This window comes from Nocardioides litoris, from assembly GCF_006346315.1.
In the GTDB taxonomy this organism is placed as follows: Bacteria; Actinomycetota; Actinomycetes; order Propionibacteriales; family Nocardioidaceae; genus Nocardioides; species Nocardioides litoris.
This window is the reverse complement of the sequence record NZ_VDMR01000001.1, coordinates 543,276-562,427: the sequence shown is the minus strand read 5'-3', so window position 1 is coordinate 562,427 and position 19,152 is coordinate 543,276. Positions and strand designations below refer to the sequence as shown.

Sequence of the window (19,152 nt, the reverse complement as noted above, 5' to 3'; positions counted from 1 at the left end):
CGAGGTCAGCTCTGCTGGACCGGGTCGGTCCAGCGCTTGTCGCCGTGCTCGCGGTCGGCGCAGGGCGCCTTGGTGACGCCGGCCCGTCCGCCGCGGGGCCGCTCGAGGCGCACCACGACCGACTTCGAGGTCGGGGTGTTGCTCCCCTCGGCCTTGGAGTCGAGCGGGATCAGCGGGTTGGTCTCGGGGTAGTAGGCCGCCGCGCACCCGACCGGCTGGTCGTAGGCCACGATCCGGAAGTCGGGCGCGGTGCGCTCGGAGCCGTCCTCCCACTCGCTGACCAGGTCGACGTGGTCGCCGTCCTCGAACCCGAGGTGGCGGATGTCGTCGGGGTGGCAGAACACGACCCGACGGCCGTTCTTCACGCCGCGGTAGCGGTCGTCGAGGCCGTAGATCGTGGTGTTGAACTGGTCGTGGCTGCGCAGGGTCTGCAGCAGCAGCCGGCCCTCGGGCACCTGGACGACCGAGAGCGGGCTGACCGAGAAGATCGCCTTGCCGGCCCCGGCGCCGTCGGCGTCGCCCTCGGTCGGGAACTCGCGGGAGTCGCGCGGCGGGTGGGGCAGGACGAACCCGCCCGGGTGGTCGACCTTCTCGTCGTACGCCGCGCAGCCCGGCACCACGTTGGCGATGCTGCGCCGGATGGTGGCGTAGTCGGAGCGGAAGTCGGCCCACGGCAGCTGCGGGGCGCCGGCGCGGTCGGTCAGGGTGGCCTCGGCGAGGGAGCACACGATGTCGACCTCGGAGCGCAGCTGCGAGCCCGCCGGGGCCAGCGGGCCCTTGGAGGCGTGCACCGCCGACATGGAGTCCTCGACGGTGACGCGCTGCTCGCGGCCGCCGGTGCGGTCGCGCTCGGAGCGGCCGAGCACCGGCAGGATGAGCGCCTCGCGACCGGTGACGACGTGGGAACGGTTGAGCTTGGTCGAGACGTGGACGGTGAGGTCGGCCTTGCGCAGCGCGGCCTCGGTGACCTCGGTGTCGGAGACCGCGGAGGCGAAGTTGCCGCCCATGGCCATGAAGAACTTGACCTGGCCGTCGCGCAGGCCCTTGACCGCGTCGACGGTGTCCAGCCCGTGCTCGCGCGGCGGGTCGAACCCGAACTCGGCCTGCAGGGCGTCGAGGAACTCCGGCTTGGGCCGCTCCCAGATGCCCATGGTGCGGTCGCCCTGCACGTTGGAGTGGCCGCGCACCGGGCACAGCCCGGCGCCGGGCTTGCCGATGTCGCCGCGGGCCAGCGCGACGTTGACGATCTCCTTGATCGTGGCCACGGAGTTGCGGTGCTGGGTGATGCCCATCGCCCAGCAGTAGACGGTGGAGTCGGAGCCGGCGAGCAGGTCAGCCAGCTCCTCGACCTGCGCGCGGGCCAGGCCGGAGGCCTTCTCGACCTCGGCCCAGTCGACCGCCCGGGCGTGCTCGGCCCAGGCCTCGAAGCCGTGGGTGTGGTGCTCGACGAAGTCGTGGTCGATCGCGTCCTTCTCGACCAGCCGCGCCGCGACGCCCTGCCAGAGCGCGAGGTCGCCGTTGACCCGGACGGGCAGGAACACGTCGGCCAGTGCGGTGCCGTTGGCCAGCCAGCCCTTGGGGGTCTGCGGGTTCTTGAACCGCACCAGGCCGGCCTCGCGCAGCGGGTTGATGGCCACGATGGTGGCGCCGGCCTTCTTGGCCTTCTCCAGCGCGGAGAGCATCCGTGGGTGGTTGGTGCCGGGGTTCTGCCCGGCGACCACGATGACCTTGGCCGTCTCGACGTCGTGCAGCGAGACCGACCCCTTGCCGATGCCGATCGTCTCGGCCAGGGCCACCGAGGTGGACTCGTGGCACATGTTGGAGCAGTCGGGCAGGTTGTTGGTGCCGAAGGCGCGGGCGAAGAGCTGGTAGGTGTACGCCGCCTCGTTGGAGGTCTTGCCGGAGGTGTAGAACACCGCCTCGTCGGGGCTCTCGAGGCCGCGCAGCCGCTCCCCCATCAGCGCGAACGCGTCGTCCCAGCTGATCGGCTCGTAGTGCGTCGCCCCCGCCCGGCGTACGTAGGGCTCGACGATGCGGCCCTGCTGGCCCAGCCAGTAGTCGGTCTTGTCGGCCAGGTCGTGGAGCGAGTGCTGCTCGAAGAACGAGCGACCCACCCGGCGCTTCGTGGCCTCCTCGGTGACCGCCTTGGCGCCGTTCTCGCAGAACTCGGCCGTGTGGCGGTGCTCCGGGTCGGGGTCGGGCCAGGCGCAGCCCTGGCAGTCGAACCCGTCGACCTGGTTGAGGCGCAGCAGGGTGCGGGCGGTGCGGCTCGGGCCCATCTGCTCGATCGAGCGCTTCATGGCCACCGCGACCGCGGTCGCACCGGCCGCGGCGTGGGACTCCGAGCCCACCTCCAGGTCGGACTCGTCGATGTCGTCCTCGGGGGCGCCGCGCAGGGGTCGAAGCATGGCTCCATCCTGCGTCGCCCGTGGTCGTCGCGCCCACACCCAGGGGGTGGGAAGGGGTGGGTGCCGCGGTCGGCCGGCCCTACGCTCCCGGCATGGGCCTGCTCACCCCGCTCGCCGTCCGCATCGGCGCGATCTCCTGGATGCCGAGGCTGCTGCCGCAGATCGTCTGGGTCGACACCCGCCTGCAGCGCGCCTCGCGGGGCAGGGTGACGCTGCTCGACATCGCCGGCCTGCCCAACCTCGCCCTGACCGTGCCGGGCCGCAAGAGCGGCATCCCGCGCACCACGCCCCTGCTGTGCGTGCCCCACGCCGGCGGCTGGCTGGTCGCCGGGTCCTACTTCGGCGGGCCCGACATGCCCGTGTGGGTCCACAACCTGCGTGCCGCCGGCCGCGCGTCGGTCCGGGTCGACGGCGTCGACCACGAGGTCTCCTCCCGCGAGCTCGAGGGCGCCGAGCGGTCCGAGAAGTGGCGGGTCATGCTCCGCACCTGGCCCGACTTCGCCAAGTACGAGGAGCGCACCTCGCGGACGATCCCGGTGTTCTGGCTGGAGCCGACGGGCTGACCGGGCCCGGTGCTGCGTCATGCGAACCGGTCGCCCCGGCCGCCACCTCGTACGACGCCCCCCGAGGCCGGCGGCGGAGCGAGCGGGTCAGTCGTGGCCGGTGGCGCTGCGGCGGACCAGCAGGTAGCCGACGGCGGTGGTCAGGGCGGTGATGAGCAGGAGGACCACGACGGCCAGCAGGTAGTGCCCGAGGCCGCTGGAGATGATCGCGTCGCCGGTGAAGCGCTCGTCGGCGACCCGGTCCAGGCCCATGGTCCCGGCGGTGGCGGCGTAGGCCCAGCGCGAGGGCGCGAGCCAGGCGACCTGCTCGAGCACCGGGCGGCCGTGGATCTGGAAGAGCGACCCGGACAGCACGAGCTGGACCATGATCATGCCGACCAGCGCGGGCATCGTCTGCTCGGTGCTGGTCACGACCGCCGACAGGGTCAGCCCGGCCACGACCATCGAGGTGGCGAGCAGGCCGACCACGACCGCGACCCGCAGGCCGCCGAGCCGGCCGTCGGGCCCGGGCAGGCCGGCGGTGGCGATGACGGTGACCAGCAGGCCCTGGACGAACGCGGCCGAGCCGAGGACCAGGATCTTGCTGGCGAAGTAGACGCCCGGCGAGAGGCCGACGGCGTACTCGCGGCGGAAGATCGGCCGCTCCCCCACCAGCTCGCGGATGGCCAGCGCGGTGCCCATGAGGCAGGCGGCGACGATGAGCACGATCAGCCGTTGGGTGGGCTCGCCCCCGGCACCGGGCTCGAGCACCCGGCTCACGGTCTCGCCGCTGGGCAGCAGGCAGCGCCCCCCACCGTCGGGCTGGCCGCCCGGCGGGCAGACCCGTTCGGCGGCGTCGAGGGACAGTCCGTTGCCGCCCGGCACGATCCGGCTGAGCAGCCCGAGCACGACGGGCAGGGCCAGCAGCATCGAGAGCAGGAGGCGGTCGGCGACGACGACGGCGGCGTTGCGGCGCACCAGGGTCGAGAGCTGCTTGCCCACCGACTGGTGGGGCGCCTGGGGCACCGCGGCCGAGAGGGCCTGGAGCCGGCCGGTGTCGGCCGCCGGCGCGGGCGCGGCGATGCGCGACCAGAGGTCGGGGGTGTCGAGCAGGTCGAAGACCTCGGGGTAGCTGGCCACCCCGAAGTGGGCGAGCACCCCGGACGGCGGCCCGAAGTAGGCGATGCGGCCACCGGGAGCCAGCACCATCACGTTGTCGCACACGTCGAGCGCCAGCACCGAGTGCGTCACCACCGCCACCACGCGGCCCTCGTCGGCCAGCGAGCGCAGCTGGCGCATCACCTCGAGGTCGAGACCCGGATCGAGGCCCGAGGTCGGCTCGTCGAGGAAGAGCAGCGGCGGGGCGGTGAGCAGCTCGGTCGCGATCGAGACGCGCTTCTTCTGGCCGCCGGATAGCTGGCTGCCGATGCGGTTGCCGAGCCGCTCGCGCAGCTGCAGCTGACCGGCGACCGTCTGCACCCGCTGGGCCCGCTCCTGGCTGCTGGTGTCGGGCGGGAGGCGGAGCTCGGCGGCGTACGACAGGGCCTGGCGGACCTTCAGCTGCGGGTGCTGGATGTCCTGCTGCGGCACCAGCCCGATCTGGAAGCGCAGCTGGTCGTAGTGGGCGTAGAGGTCGTGGCCCTGCCACACGACGCGACCGTGGGTCGCCGGACGCAGCCCGGTGAGCGCGCCGAGCAGGGTGGACTTGCCGGCGCCCGACGGGCCGATGACGGCGGTCAGGGACGACGGCGCCAAGGTGAAGGAGACGTGGTCGAGCAGCCGCTTGCCGCCGCCCACGACGACCGACAGGCCGTCGGCGTACAGCGTGAACTCGTGCTGGGTGGCCGAGGTGACCAGCTGGGCGCCGTCCCAGCGGAACGTCTGGTTGCCGACGATCACCTCCGACCCCGCGTGCAGCGGCTCGGCGCCGAGCAGGCGCCGGCCGTCGACGAAGGTGCCGTTGAAGCTCTGCAGGTCGTGCAGCCGGGGAGGCGACCCCAGCTCGAGCCGGGCGTGGAACCGGGAGACCAGCGGATCGTCGAGGACGATGTCGTTGGACAGGTCGCGGCCGATCGTCACCGACCGACCGGGGGCCACGTGCCCCGGGAGCATGGTGCGGCCGTGGGCCAGCTGGCCCGGGGGCAGCACCTGCTGGGCCACCACCGGCGCGGCGCCGCTGGGCGGCGGCGTCGGCACGTGGGGCGGCGGCGGGGCGTGCGCCGGGGTCTGGGCGGGGGCGGGCCCGGGGGCAGGCCGGGGGGCGGGCCGGGGAGCGGGGGCGGGCGCTGCGGCGAGGGTCCAGGCCTGGACCTGCTCGCCGTGCGGGTCGCCGAGCGCGAAGGTCGTGGTCACCGGGCCGACCGCGAGCCGCTGGACGCGGTGGCCGCCGACCCAGGTGCCGCCGGAGCTGGTGTCGGCGGCGTACCAGGCGCCGCCGTGCCGCTCGAAGACGAGGTGGTGGCGGGAGGTGCGCGGGTCGTCCACGACCACGTCGCAGTCGTGCTCTCGGCCCACGACGACCCGGTCCTGGTCGAGCTCGCGGGGGCCGCGGGCGGTCTGGACGACGAGACGGGCGTGGGGAGCGGACGTCATGACGGGCCTCAGCGTAGAGCGGCAGCGGGACGGGCGGGGTCGGGTGAGGTCACCGGCGCCGGAAGGAGCGCAGGTTGAGGGCGGCGCGGACCCGCGCGGGTCGGGTGAGGGACCGGCTCATGGTGCGCCGCTCGGCGTCGACGAGGGCCCAGAACCGGTCGGCGACCTCGTCGTCGGGCTCGGCCGGTCCGAAGACGAGCCCGTCGGCGTGGCGGGCGAGGTCGACGGCGGCGGGGGTCGCGACGTGCGGGGCCTGCTGGCGCCGGGTGAGGCCGGCCCCGACGGGCACCGGCTGGCCCTGGTCGCGGGCGTGGTCGACCAGCTCGCGCCACCCGCCGACCACCCGTGCCGAGGCCCGCTCGGCCTGGCGGCGGCGCCGGCGGCGCCACGCCTTGAGGCCGAGGATGGTGCCGACGACGAGGGCGGCCAGCAGGAGCGGGCCGCCGACGCCGAGCACCACCCAGCGCACCCAGCCGGGCAGGCCGCCGCCGTCGTCGGAGTCGTCGCGGGCGACCTTGCGGGCCTCCAGCTCGGCGTCGTTCTGGTCGGCCAGGGTCGAGGGCGGCGGGATGGGCGCGGGCGGCGGCACCACGGTGCCGCTCATCTCCTGCTCGGCCACGGGGGGCTGCTCGGCGGGCCGGTCGTCGTCCATGAAGGCCTCGGTGGGCAGGGTGCGCCACGACCCGTCGGCCAGCTGGAGCTCGACCCAGGCCGAGACGTCCTTGCCCCGGACCACGCCGTCGGCCGGCAGCACGGCGCCCATCACCACGCGGGCCGGGACGCCGACCTTGGTCGCGAGCAGGGCCATGATCGCGGCGTACTGCTCGTCGTTGCCGACCGGGATGGGAGCGGCGGCGAACTCCTCGCCGAGCCGCTTCTGGTGGTGACCGGGGTGGTAGATCCGCTCGGCCTCGAGCACGCCGTCGGAGTACTTGCCCTCGACCTTGAGGTGCTCGGCGATGGCGAGGACGCGCTCCATGGGCGCGGAGGCGCCGGCCGACCACTGGACGGCCTGGGTGTCGAGGAAGGACGCCGCGAACACGTTGTCGTTGACCGACCCAGAGGGCACGTCGGTCTCGCGGACGACGTCGGCGCCGTCGGTCGGGAGGACGGCGGTGAAGTGGTAGGTGTCGCCGGGGCCGACGCCGGTGGGCACCACGGCGGTGGCCGAGGCCAGGTTGTAGCGCCACGACTGCCGCTTGACCTCCGGGTCGCCGGTGTCGAAGTCGAGGCCCTGGAGCGCCCCGACCGTGGGCAGCCAGACCCCGCGGTAGCCCTCGCCGAGGGTCACCCGGGCCTCGACCCGCCGGCCGGGCGCCGGGTTGTCGATGGTGGTCGAGACACGCTGGAAGGCGTCGTCGGTGGTGGTCGGGTCGGTGTCCTCGGCGGCACCCCAGACGATGCCGTCGTAGGAGTCGAGGGCCGCGATCCGCAGCCGGGTGCCGGCCGGGGCGCCCTGGACGGTCAGCAGCGTGGTGTCCCAGAGGTTCTGGGGGCTCGTCTGCACGCCTGGCTCGTCGGGCTCCTCGACGTAGCGGCGGAAGGAGGCGAGCGGCGAGGGGTACTGGCCCACGTCGAACGGCGGCAGCACCTCCTCGCGCAGGAAGACCCGGCCCGCGTCGTCGGCCGAGGCGACACCGGTCAGGGGCACGGCGAGCGCGCCGGCGACGCCGACCAGGGCGGTCGCGCCGACCGCGCGCCGGAGCCGTCCGGCGTCGTGGCCCTCGACGGGCCGGTCGCGGCGAGCCTCGCGCACCGCGACCGAGCCGACGGCCACCACCGCGAACGCGCAGCCCTGCAGCCACAGCGACTGGGGCCGGGAGACGCCGAGGAGGACGACGACGGCCAGCAGCGCGACGGGCGCGACGAGCACCGCGCCCGACCGCAGCCACGGCGGCCCGCTGCGCAGGTCGCGGGCGAGCCCGGCCAGCAGGCCGGTGGCCAGGCCGAGCGTCCACGGGAGCACCAGCACGGCACCCGAGCCGTCGACGGGCGGCAGGGTGGTGAGCAGCTCCTTCCAGCCGCCGACCACCTGCTCGGCGACGGCGCCCGGCCCGGCGACCGCGACCAGGCAGCCGCCCAGGAGCCAGGTCGGGAGGGCGAGCGTCACCGCGGCGATCCCCGGCCAGCGCAGCGCCCGCACCAGCCCGACCAGCAGCAGGGCGACGGCCACCGCGCCGAGGCCGACCAGCAGCGGCGTCGCGCCGGTGAACGTCGTGCGGAGGCCGAGCAGGGCCAGCAGGGCGAGCACCAGCACGAACCCGGCGTCGACCAGGGCGGCCGGCGTGGGTCGCCAGCCCGGCCCGGCGGTGGCGACGGGTCGGCGGGTGGTGGTCGCCCGACCCGCCCGCGCCGACGTACGACGACGGGACCGGCGCGACCGCGAGGGGGTGCCGGGCGGGGGTGGGGGCACGGCGGGTCCGGTCACGAGACGCTCCAGCGCAGCAGGGCGCCGAGCTCGTCCTTGGCGCCGAGGCGCAGCACGCTCAGGCCTCCGACGTCGCTGACCCCGGGGTCGGCGCCGCCGGTGACGAGCAGGGCCAGGCGACGCACCTCGGGCGGGAAGATGGCCGCGGCCCGCAGCACGTCCTCGAGGCCGCCGTCGGCCGGACCGCCGGTGAGCAGGAAGAGCAGGCTGGTGTCGGGGGCGAGGTCGACGGCGTGGCGGGCGGCCGCGACCAGCCCGGTCGTGCCGGCGGTGGCCCGGCACACGGCGTCGAGGGCGAGGTTGCCGTCGCCCCCGCTGGACGTCGTGCCGCCGCACACGAAGGTGGTCTCGAAGTCGTCGGTGACGGCGCGGACCAGGATCGAGGCCGCCACCGACATCGCGGTCTCGAAGTCGTCCTCGTCGGCCCACGCCCGGACCCGGTCGTCGACGACGACGGTGGCGTGGCTGCGCCGGGTGTCGAGGTACTGGCGCACCAGCAGCTGGGCGTCGCCCGAGGCGGCCATCGCCTTGGCCGAGGACCGCCAGTGCACGTGGCGCAGGTCGTCGCCGGGGACGTACTCGCGCAGCGCGTGGAAGGCGAGGTCGCTCTGGGAGATCGCGTCGGTCGAGACGCCCTCGAGGTCGCGCAGCAGGCCGGCGCCCATCGCCCCGAGCGGGGTCAGCGGCGGGCGCACCAGGATCTCCTGGCGCGCCGCCCAGACCGAGTCGCGCGAGAACGCGCCCAACGGGTCGCCGCGGCGGGTCAGGGCCGGGCCCACCCCGATGACGCCCCGCCGCTCGGTGCGGACCGTGAACGTCTCGTCGTGGCGGGCGTCGGCGGCCAGGGTGGGCACCGCGTAGCGGTGGGCCGAGGCGCCGACGGGCACCTCGAGCAGCGTGGGGAGCATCCGGCGGCCGGAGGTGTTGACCACCTCGACGCCCCCGGCCACCGACCCGCCCGCGACCACGCGCGACGGCTCGAGGTGCACGGCGACGCTGACCCGGGTGCGGCCGAGCAGGAACGGCAGGCAGAGCAGGACGACGAGCAGGCAGGTCGTGCCGAGCACCACCAGCTCGCGCCAGTGCAGGACGCTCGAGGCGAGCAGGGCGAGCACGCCGAGACCGAGCAGGAGGCGGCCCAGGGGGCGGGCCACCCCCGCCCAGGCCGCGGCGCGCGCCCTCACACCGGCTGCCGGTCGGTCGGGGGTGCCACGACGTCGAGCAGACGGGCGATGACGGCGTCGACGGTGACGCCGGTGAACTGGGCCTCGGCGTCGAGCAGCAGCCGGTGGCACAGCACCGGCTCGGCCAGCACCCGGACGTCGTCGGGGACGACGTGGTCGCGGCCCTCGGCCGCCGCCCAGGTCTTGGCGACCCGGATGAAGGCCAGGCAGCCCCGGGCAGACAGGCCGAGCTTGACGTGGGGCTGGCGCCGCGACTCCTCGGCCAGCTCGGCGACGTAGCCGATGACGGCCGGGTCGACGTACACCTCGTCGGCCAGGCCGCTCATCTGGGCGATGGTCTGGGCGGTGATGACCGGCGTGACCAGCGAGGCGCGGTCGCGCACCTTGGCGTTGACGAGGAGCTCGACCGTGGCGGCCTTGTCGGGGTAGCCGACGGAGCTCTTCATCAGGAACCGGTCGAGCTGGGCCTCGGGCAGCCGGTAGGTGCCGGCCTGCTCGATGGGGTTCTGGGTGGCGATGACCATGAACGGCCGGCCGACCTCGTGCGGACGGCCGTCGACGGTGACCCGGCCCTCCTCCATGACCTCCAGCAGCGCCGACTGGGTCTTGGGCGAGGCGCGGTTGATCTCGTCGGCCAGCACGATGGTGTGGAAGATCGGGCCGGGGTGGAACTCGAAGGACCCCTGGTGCTGGTCGTAGACGGTCACGCCGGTGACGTCGGAGGGCAGCAGGTCGGGCGTGAACTGGATGCGGGCGTGGCTGCCCTGCACGGTGTTGGCCAGGGCCCGGGCCAGCATCGTCTTGCCGGTGCCCGGGAAGTCCTCCAGCAGCATGTGGCCCTCGGAGAGCAGGCAGGTCAGGGCCAGGCGCACGACGTGGCGCTTGCCGAGCACCGCCTTCTCGATGTTGGCGGTCAGCTGCTCGAAGGTCTGGGCGAACCAGGCCGCCTGGTCGTGGGAGATCGTCACGGGGTCGCTTTCGTGGGGTCGGTGCGGCGTCGGGGTCAGTTGTTGGGCCAGACCAGGCGGTTGCTCTCCGCCAGGATCCGCCCGGAGGAGTCGCCGCACCGGGCCTGCACGGTCTGCCCGGGGTAGCCGTAGTAGGGGCCCGGGGACACGGTGCGGTTGGTGGCGATCTGGCGGTCGCTGAGGTACTCGCCGCTGCGCGTGTCGACCAGGTCGCAGAACATCGGGTTGAAGGCCCAGTTCTCGCTGGAGAACTGGATGCGGGCGCAGGACCGGTTGACGCAGACCTCGCCCCCGGTGCAGTTCTCGGTGCCGCCGCCCGCGCCGGAGCACTTGGGTCCCTGGGCGATGGTGACCGTCGGCGGTGGCGGGTCCGCGGTCTGCGGCGAGCTGGCCTGCCGCTCGGCCGGTCCCCGGTCGGGGGAACGGTCGAACAGGCGCAGCCGCAGCTCCTCGGTGTTGCGGTAGCCGATGTCGTTCCAGCCGGTGGTGAAGCTGTAGGTGTCCACCGCGTTGATGCTCATGTCGACCGAGAGGCTGGCGGTGGCGTTGCTCTGGACCCGTTCGACGCGCAGGGTCGCCGGGTCGCCGTTGGTGTCGACGGTGACCGACCAGCGCACGCGTCGACCGTCCACCTCGGGGGTCATGTTGATGATGTGCTGGCGCGCCAGCGGCCCGTAGGTCTGCAGGACCTTCTCGGCCGAGCGCACGCACGCCCCGGCCTCGTTGCAGACCTCGAGCTGGAAGGTGTGCGGTCCGTTGTTGTCCTGCGTCTGCACCGCCGTCGTGCGCTGCCCGGTGGCGTCGGCGGCGCTGACCTCGCTCCCGTCGCGGTAGAGCCGCACCAGCGAGCGGGCGCCGTTGGAGTCCGGCACGGTGTACGACGCCGTGCCGGCGTTGTTGGCCCCGGTGGGGGCGATCGACCAGTCGTCCCACGGCTCGGGCTCGCCCACGGCCTGGAAGGTCGCGGCCCGGCTGACGCCCGAGGTGAGGCCGCGGCCGCCCTCGTTGGTCGCCCGCACGGTGTAGGAGTACGTGCGGCCGTCGTACTGGATGCCGCCGTTGTCGCACCGGGTGGCGACGATGTCGGTGCAGGCCGGGAGCGGCTGCCCGTCGCGCAGCACGGTGTAGCGGACGGGTCCGGGGCCGTTGGGCGGGTCGACGGGTGGCCACGACACCGTCACCACGGTCTCGTCGCTGCTGGCCCGGGCCTCGGTGATCGTCGGCTGGTCGGGCGTGGCCGGGACGCCGATGGACTGGAACGCTCCCGAGGTGCGCCGCTCGCCGGTGAAGGTCTGGTTCACGGCGTACACGGTGAAGGTGTAGGCGCGGTTGTTGTCGAGGCCGCTCGCGGTGACCTCGGGCCGCCGCGTGACCGCGCTCCCGCCGTCCTGCCAGGACACGACGTACTGCTTGATGGCCGAGGTCTGGTTGGCGGGCGGGGCCCAGCTCAGCTTGAGGAAGGTGTCGCCGCGCTCGGCCAGCACGACCGTGCCGACCCGGTCGGGTCGGGCGTCGGGCGTCGCCACGGCCGACGGGGGGCTCCACTCGGACCACCCGACGGCGTTGTGGGCGCGGACCTCGAAGCGGTAGTCACGCCCGTTGACCAGGCCGCCGACCTCGCAGCGGGTGCTCCCGCACTCGCGCACCTCGCCGCCGCCGCGCACCTGGAAGCGGTCGATCGGGGCGCCGTTGGCCGGGGGCGCCCGCCACGAGAGCGCCACCTCCTGGTCGCGCACGGCGTTGCCGGGCACCGGGGCCGTCGGGGTGTCGGGCCGGTCGAGGACGTCGAGGACCAGCCGCCCCCGGGCCTGCCGCTCGGCCCCCGCAGACCCTGCGACGTCGCTCATCACGACCTCGAACTCCGCCCGGCCGTCCACCTGCGGTCCGGTGCGCAGGGTGACGACCGAGCCGTCGTACGTCGCCGCGACGTCGAGCTCGGTGCGGGGCTCGACCGAGACCACGGTGGGCTGGGGGTTGCGCACTCCCGGCCGCAGGTAGGTGGCCAGGTCGATGGTGCGCTCCTGCCCCGCGCGCATGTCGGCCAGCCGGATGGGCACCAGGGACGGCGGCGGAGACTTCTCGACGAGGACCTCGATCCGACCGGGCTCCCCGTCGCCGGCGCGCACCAGGAGCACCGCTCGGCTGCCGGGGGCGGTCGCGCCGTCGGCGTTGACCTCGATGGTCGGGCCGGACGGGTCGACGATGACCAGTCCGTCGACCGAGCTCTCCCAGTCGGCGTCGAAGGACAGCTCGGCCGCGGCCTCCGGGTCGGGGGTCCACACGTGGCACAGCGAGGCGATGTCGAGGGCCAGGTCACGGTCCTGGGCGATGCGCACCGGCTCGTCGGGGCAGCGCAGGATCGGGTCGTCGGCCCCCACCTGGACCGGGACCGACAGCGTGGCCTCGACCCCGTCGGGGTCGTCGACCGAGGTGCCGGTGGTGACCTCGAAGACGACAGCGCCCGGGCCCTGGTAGCGGTCGGCCGCGCTGACCTCGAAGCGCCCCTCCCCCGTGACCCGCGGCTGCACCGAGGCCGCCGGGGAGCCCGAGATGCGGTCGCGCAGGGTGAACTGCACCGGGCCGCCCGACGGGTCGACGACGTAGTCGGCGAGGTCGAGGGCGGTGGTCGCGCCGGGGTCGACCTGCACCACCGCGCCCGGCACGACGTACGGCGCGCCGCCGGCGCGCGGGGGGACGTAGACCGAGGCGGTGGCCGAGCCGCCGCCGGCGTCTTCGACCCGGAACGGCACCACCAGCGGCTCGTCGCCGCGGGTGACGGTGACCTCCGAGCCCGCCAGGCCCACCTGGACGCCGGCCGGCGCCAGGACCTCGGTCACCCGCACGGCCCCGTCGTCGCCGTCGGGGTCGTAGGCGGTCTCGAGCACGTCGACGGTGACCGTGGCGCCGTCGCCGGTGCCGTCGACGTCGCCCTGGCCGCCCTGGTCGCCCGCCGTCGCGACCGCCGGGGTGCCGAAGGCGTCGAAGACGACCGGGGGGTTGTTGAACGGCCGGGCCGTGCGCACCGTCGCCGTCGAGCGTGAGGAGTCGATGCCGTTGCCGACGGTGTAGACGACCTCCACGTCGCGGGGGGCCTCGCCGTCGGCGGCCTCGGGGACCTCCACGAGCAGCGGACCCTGCGGGGACTCCAGGCGGGCGCCCGGCGGGTCGCCGACGAGCTCGACGGTGACCCGGTCGCCCGCGGCCACGTGGTCGTTGGCCAGCACGTCGATGCGGGCGAGCCGACCGGGCTCGGTGGTGAGGGTGTCGGGCACCGCCAGGGGCGGCTGGGGCGTGCCCGGGGCGGTGACGGCGACCCGGACGCTGCCCGACGCGGTGCCGCCCCGGCCGTCGGTCACGGTGTAGCCGAACTCGTCGGTGCCGACGCTGCCGGGGTAGGCCTGGTAGACGAGCGAGGTGGCGCCGTACCGCAGGACCCGGCCGAGCCCGGGCGCGGAGTCGATGCCGGTCAGGGTCACCGGGTCGCCGTCGGGGTCGACGCCGGCCCCCGGGACCCGCAGCTTGATGGTGTCGCCGGCGACCGCCCGGCCCTCGAGCACCGGGGGCGCCGGCGGCTCGTTGCGCCGCGCGCCCGGGACGACCTGCACCTCGAGCGTGCCGGGTGCCCGGTCGCCGGCGGCGTTGGTGGCGAGGTAGCGCACGGTGAAGGTCTCGGCGTCCTCGACCTCCTCGGGAGCGACGTAGCGGACGAACCGGTCGGTCACGAACGCCCGGCCGGTCTCGACCCCCGTCTCGTTGCCCGGCTGGCGCACGGGCAGCACGCCCGCCGGCTCCTCGGGCAGCTGGGAGACCAGGTCGAGCTCGTCGCCGGCGGGGCTGAAGTCGTTGTCCAGCACCGGGACCGAGACCACCCCGCCGGCCCGGACGACGACCTTGTCGTCCTCGGTGACGGGCGTGTTGTCGGCCGGGGGCGGTCGCCAGGCGACCGACACCTGGCCCTTGACCCCGGACCGTGCGCCGTTGCTGATGGAGTAGCGCACCAGCTGCGGCGTCGGCGGCAGCTCGCCGCCGCGGGCCGAGATGCGCAGCCAGCGCCCCTCGACGACGGCCACGTCGAGGTCGTCGGGCCGGTCGGCCGCGACGTCCTGGACGACGAGGATGCCGCCGGTGGGGTCGATGTCGTTGGCCACCACGTCGACCAGGCTCGCCGCCTGGCCGTAGAGCACCAGGCTGTCGGGCATGGCCACCGGCGCGTCGGGCGGGTTGTCGGGGGCCTTGACGTCGACGCGGATCCGGCCGTCGGCGAAGGGCGCGTTGCCGTAGCGCAGGTCGTAGTCGAGGAAGTAGGTGCGCGGCTGGTCAGCGGTGAAGCTGATCGTGCCGTCGACCATGTCGGTGCGGACCTCGGCGCCCCCGACCTGGGCGACCTTGCCGGCGAGCTCGGCCACCGCGGTCGGGTTGACCGGGTCGGAGCCCGGCAGGTCGTTGGCCAGCGGCCGGATGGTCAGCGTCTTGCCGGCCTCGCCCGCCACGACGTCGGGCTCGGCCACGCCGGCGTACGCCCGACGGTCCTGGAGGTCCTGCACCTGGATCTCCAGCTCGGCGGGCACCGGCTCCCCGATGCCGTCGGTGACGGCGTAGCGGACCACCACGACCCCGCTGCGGGTCGGTGCGGTGAAGCGGACCCGGCCCGCGGCGGTCGTGCGGGCGACCGCTCCCGTGCGCTCGCCGCCGGTGACGGTGGCCGAGTCGAGCGCGAGCGGGTCGCCGTCGTCCTTGTCGCGCCAGTCGGGCAGCACGGGCACGTCGAGCGTGCCTCCGGAGGGCACCTGCCAGGTGCGGGGCTCGAAGCCCGGACGTAGCTGGGGCTGGGCGTTCTCGTCGTCCCCGCGCGGCGTGACCCGCACCGTCGCGGTGTCGCTGAGCCCCGAGCGGCCGTCGTTGATGGTGTAGTCGAAGGTCGTCGGTCCGGCGTCGCGGGCCAGGGTGAGCTGCACGCTCTGGCCGTCGGGGCTGATGGTGACGTCGGCGTCGCCGGCGTCGACCGAGGAGATCGCCAGCAGCCGCCCGGCAGGAGCGGTGTCGTTGTCGAGCGGGTGGAGCACCGTCGTGCGGCCGACTCGGGCGCCGAGGTCGTCGTCCTTGGCCTGCGGAGGTCGGCGGTCGCCCTGGTCGTCGTTCTCGTTCTCGTTCTCGTCGTCCTTCTTCGACGGCTCGAGCTGGAAGGCGTCCCAGTTGTCGAGCCGGGTCGGCTGGTCGGACTCGATGTCCCACACGGCGCCGGAGGTCCGGTCGTTGAGCACGATCTCGCCGCGGTTGACCCGGAAGACCAGGTCGCTGGTCTCGGCGCCCAGCGGCGAGGTGCGGGCCTGCGCGCCGTCGCAGGCCGTGGCGACCGCGCCGGCGGACCCGCCCGACCACGCGCCGTACGCACAGGCGCCGAGGCGGACCGGCTCGGCCGGCCGCCCGGCGACGTCACCGGCCAGCTCGCGGACCTCGCCGGTGGCCAGGTCGACCGCGACCAGGCCGTCACCGGTGCCCACGAGGACGTCGTCGGCGGCGGGACCGGGGGCCTGCAGCCGCGAGCCGGGGGGCAGGTCGGCATCGGCACCCCCGACCACCTGCAGCGACCCGGACTCGCCGTCGAGCACGACGGCACGGTCGCCGACCGCGGTGACGGTGGTGCCGGGACCGAGGTCGGCCCCGAGGGGCTCGCTGGTCGGTGCGCCCAGCCCGGTGCCGGCGACGGGCCAGCGCCGCAGGGTGTCGTCGGAGGCCGTGGCCACGAGGACCTCGCCGGACTGCGCGACCGCCAGCGACGCCTCGGCCGCCGTCTCGGCGTACGGGTCGGACTCGGCGTCGAGCGCCTCGACCGGGGGCACGCCGAGCCGGGTGTCGACACGCTGGGTCCACAGGGTGCCCTCGGCGGGGTCGAGGACCGCGGCGGTGCCGCCGGCGAGCTGCACCTGGGCCGCGGCCGGCAGGGTGGCCGTCGCGCCGTCGGGCAGGGAGACCGTGGCGGGGTCGATGACCGCGATGGAGCCGGCGGAGACGTCGACGCCGAGCACCGCAGCGCCGTCCTGGACGACGTCGAGCTGGGTGTCCTGCTCGGTGAAGGCGACGCCGTCGAGCTGGGCGATGGGCTTGTTGATGCGGCCGTGGAAGCCGTCGCGGCCGTTGGTGACCCAGATGCCGCCGTCGTTGAGCTGGGCGTCGTGCTTGCGGTAGCCGTCGGCCTGGGTGGCCACGACGACGATCCCGGCAACCGCCACCAGCACAGCCAGGTGGGAGGCGAGGGCGACGCGGTGACGACGGATGCTCGCCGTGACGGTCACGCCCACTCCCTTCCTGCCGGGACCTGCAGGGTAGGTGAGACCTCCTGCCTGCGCCCAGTCCGGGCAGCCGGTGGACAATACCCACGTGGAGGTCACCTACACCCCCGGGGACGGCGTCGCCGTCGGCCTGGGTGCGCGGTGGGTGCTCATCTCGGTCGACCCCGGACCGGAGGCCCTCGACGAGGCCTGGGCGCTGCTCCAGGCCCCCCGGCCCGACCACGACGCGGTGCTGCGCGCGGTGCACGGCGACGTGCCCGGCGTGGGCGTCGTGATGGTCGACCTGACGCCGGGCGCCGAGTCGTCGGTGGCCCGCGGGGGCGCCCAGCACTCGACGTACGGCGGCGTGCACACCCTCGAGCTGCGCGGCCAGGCCGTGCCCGGGGCCCCCGAGCGGCGGCTGGTCGGCGGCGTCGTCGGCGCGGCCCGGCTCACCCTCGCCCCCGCCGCGCGACCCGCGGCAGGCCCCGGGCCGGGTGCGCCGACGAGCGCCGCGCCCGCGCCCGCGCGACCCGCCGCGGCCGCCCCGGTGCCGGCGCCGGTGCAGGCCGGCCCCGGGGTCATCGACGGGATCCCGGCCGACCTCCTCGCGGCGGCGTCCTCCCCCGCCGCGCCTCCGCCCGCCACCCGTCCGGCCGCGCCCTCCGGGCCGCCGGCTGCTCCTCCCGCCCCGCCGGTCCCGCAGGCTCCGCAGGCCCCGCCGCCGCAGGTCCCGCAGGCCCCGCCGGTCGCGCCCGCCGGCCCGCCGGTCGCGCCCGCCGGCCCGCCGGTCGAGGCGTCGCCGTTCCTGGCCACCCCCGGGCACCTGCAGCAGGGGCCGGGCGAGACCGTGCTGGCCGTGCAGTGCCCGGTCGGCCACGTGACCGCGGCCTACCACCCGCGCTGCCGGGTCTGCGACGCGCCGGTGCCGCCGCAGGAGCCGCGCCGCCTGCCCCGGCCGCGCCTCGGCACCCTCCACCTCCCCGACGGCGAGCGGGTGCCGCTCGACCGGGGCGTGGTCATCGGGCGCCAGCCGGCGCCGGTGCCGGGGGGCGCCGAGTGGCCCCACCTGGTGCGGCTGCCGGCCGACGCGACCTACGTCTCGCGCTCCCACCTGACCATCGAGCTCGACGGCTGGCTCGTGCTGGCCACCGACCTCGGCTCGAGCGGCGGCACGACGCTGCGCGCGCCGGGCCGGGCGCCGCAGCGGATCCGCGGCCACGAGCCGTACGTGTGGGAGGCCGGCGAGGTGCTCGACCTCGCCGACAGCTTCGAGATCGTCTACGAGGTCACCGCCTGATGTCCGGACCTCCGCAGCTGCCCGGCTTCACCTTCGTGCAGCACCTCGGCACGGGCGGGTTCGCCGACGTGTTCCTCTACGAGCAGCAGTGGCCGCAGCAGCGGGTCGCGGTCAAGGTCGTGCGCCCCGACGTGCCGCTCACCGAGCGCGAGAAGGGCCTGTTCGCCGCCGAGGCCAACGCGATGGCCAAGCTCGCCGACCACCCCTACATCGTCTCGGTGCTCACCGCCGGCACCACCGCCGAGCCCGGCGGGGGCCGGCCCTTCCTGGTGATGCGCTACTGCCCTCCGCCCGACCTCGGGGTGCGGGTGCGGCAGTCGCCGATGCCGGTGGCCGACGCGCTGGGCACCGGCATCAAGCTGGCCAGCGCGGTCGAGACCGCCCACCGCGCGGGCATCGTGCACCGCGACATCAAGCCCAGCAACGTGCTGGTCACGACCTACCACGAGCCGGCCCTCACCGACTTCGGCATCGCGGGCTACCTGCACGAGGTCGGCGCCGACGACGAGGTGCGCATCTCCTACCCGTGGTCGCCGCCGGAGCTGCTCGACGGCCGCTCCAACGGGTCGGTGAGCAGCGACGTCTACTCCCTGGGCGCCACGATCTGGAACCTGCTCACCGGTCGGTCGCCCTTCTCCGTGCTGCACGGCGACAACACCCCACGCGCACTGTCGGCGCGGATCCTGCACCAGCCGGCCCCACCCACGCAGCGCCCCGACGTCCCGGCCGCGCTCGAGGCCCTGCTCGCCCAGTGCCTGGCCAAGGCCCCCGAGCACCGGCCCGCCTCGGCGATCGAGCTCGCCCGGGCGCTGCAGCGCATCGAGGCCCAGGCCGGGTACGCACGGACGCCCATCGCCGTCGAGGGCGACCGACCGGTCGGCGGCACCACCGAGGTCCTGCCGGGCGGCGACCCCGACGCGACGTACGTCAAGCCGGTCACCGTCATCCCCGCCTCCGGGCCGCGCGGCGCCCGCATCGAGTCCGGTCCCGCTCGCGACGACGAGGCCCCGCCGGCCCGCGGTGGCCTCCTGTGGGCGGTGCTGGGCGTCGCCGCGGTCGTGGCCGCGGTGGCGTTCCTGGTGCTGCGCGGCAGCGGTGGCGAGCCCGACCCGGGCCCGACCGCCGACCCGGCCACCCGCACGCCTGACCCCGTCGAGCAGGGCGCCCCGCTGCTGCCGCCTGACGTCGTCGGCGAGCGCCGCGGCGGGCGGGTCGTCTTCACCTGGCGGGCCTTCGACAAGCCGGTCGCCGGCGACACCTGGGAGTGGCGCACCGACGACGGCCGCGGCGACCGCATCGAGGGCACCACGGTCGCGGTCCGCTCGCGCCAGCAGGTGTGCGTGCAGGTCGCGCTGATCCGTGGCGGCGACACGTCGCCGTACACCCGGGAGTGCGCGGGCTGAACCGGAAGTCTCCGGTGCCCGCGGCGCAGACGGCGGCCCCGGACCCGCCCTAGCGTGC

9 protein-coding genes are annotated in these 19,152 nt (G+C 75.3%); 3 read left to right on the top strand and 6 right to left on the bottom strand.

Translation table 11 applies throughout. The features are described from left to right. Window positions 1–5: 5 nt before the first annotated feature. Window positions 6–2,408 carry an FdhF/YdeP family oxidoreductase gene (locus FJQ57_RS02755; protein WP_139977698.1) on the bottom strand — a complete coding sequence of 801 codons (2,403 nt, stop codon included), beginning with the start codon at window positions 2,406–2,408 and terminating at the stop codon, window positions 6–8. Window positions 2,409–2,500: 92 nt separating this feature from the next. On the opposite strand from FJQ57_RS02755, the gene FJQ57_RS02750 reads away from it, so the two are divergent. Next, window positions 2,501–2,971 carry a nitroreductase family deazaflavin-dependent oxidoreductase gene (locus FJQ57_RS02750; RefSeq protein ID WP_139977697.1) on the top strand — a complete coding sequence of 157 codons (471 nt, stop codon included), beginning with the start codon at window positions 2,501–2,503 and terminating at the stop codon, window positions 2,969–2,971. Window positions 2,972–3,058: 87 nt separating this feature from the next. Here the strand turns inward: FJQ57_RS02750 and FJQ57_RS02745 are convergent, their stop codons facing one another. The 5 genes from FJQ57_RS02745 to FJQ57_RS02725 are packed head-to-tail and all read right to left on the bottom strand — an operon-like array spanning window position 3,059 to window position 16,415. Next, on the bottom strand, window positions 3,059–5,542 hold the full coding sequence (locus FJQ57_RS02745; RefSeq protein ID WP_139977696.1) for an ATP-binding cassette domain-containing protein: 2,484 nt from the start codon (window positions 5,540–5,542) through the stop codon (window positions 3,059–3,061). 49 nt (window positions 5,543–5,591) lie between these two features. Continuing rightward, entirely contained in the window at window positions 5,592–7,970 is a 2,379-nt protein-coding gene (locus FJQ57_RS23530) for a transglutaminase-like domain-containing protein (protein ID WP_139977695.1), read from the bottom strand. After that, window positions 7,967–9,124, bottom strand: coding sequence for a DUF58 domain-containing protein (locus tag FJQ57_RS02735; protein ID WP_139977694.1), 1,158 nt, complete (start codon window positions 9,122–9,124; stop codon window positions 7,967–7,969). Before FJQ57_RS02735 ends, FJQ57_RS23530 begins: the two co-directional genes overlap by 4 nt. A gap of 26 nt (window positions 9,125–9,150) precedes the next feature. After that, a complete protein-coding gene (locus FJQ57_RS02730) occupies window positions 9,151–10,122 on the bottom strand; it encodes an AAA family ATPase (RefSeq protein ID WP_139977693.1) in 972 nt (323 codons plus the stop codon). Between the two features lie 35 nt (window positions 10,123–10,157). Then, window positions 10,158–16,415: a fibronectin type III domain-containing protein gene (locus tag FJQ57_RS02725; protein WP_139977692.1), complete on the bottom strand. Its 6,258-nt coding sequence runs from the start codon at window positions 16,413–16,415 to the stop codon at window positions 10,158–10,160. A gap of 85 nt (window positions 16,416–16,500) precedes the next feature. Between FJQ57_RS02725 and FJQ57_RS02720 the strand changes: the two genes are divergently transcribed. Further along, a complete protein-coding gene (locus FJQ57_RS02720) occupies window positions 16,501–17,691 on the top strand; it encodes an FHA domain-containing protein (RefSeq protein ID WP_139977691.1) in 1,191 nt (396 codons plus the stop codon). Next, window positions 17,691–19,094 (top strand): serine/threonine-protein kinase, encoded by a 1,404-nt coding sequence (locus FJQ57_RS02715; protein WP_139977690.1) that lies wholly within the window; start codon window positions 17,691–17,693, stop codon window positions 19,092–19,094. The genes FJQ57_RS02720 and FJQ57_RS02715 overlap by 1 nt, the downstream gene beginning before the upstream one ends. Window positions 19,095–19,152 lie beyond the last annotated feature (58 nt).

Coding starts and splice junctions, on each gene's coding strand:
- FJQ57_RS02750 (WP_139977697.1), top strand. CDS start 2,501: ATGGGCCTGCTCACCCCGCTCGCCGTCCGCATCGGCGCGATCTCCTGG.
- FJQ57_RS02745 (WP_139977696.1), bottom strand. CDS start 5,542: ATGACGTCCGCTCCCCACGCCCGTCTCGTCGTCCAGACCGCCCGCGGC.
- FJQ57_RS02715 (WP_139977690.1), top strand. CDS start 17,691: ATGTCCGGACCTCCGCAGCTGCCCGGCTTCACCTTCGTGCAGCACCTC.
- FJQ57_RS02755 (WP_139977698.1), bottom strand. CDS start 2,408: ATGCTTCGACCCCTGCGCGGCGCCCCCGAGGACGACATCGACGAGTCC.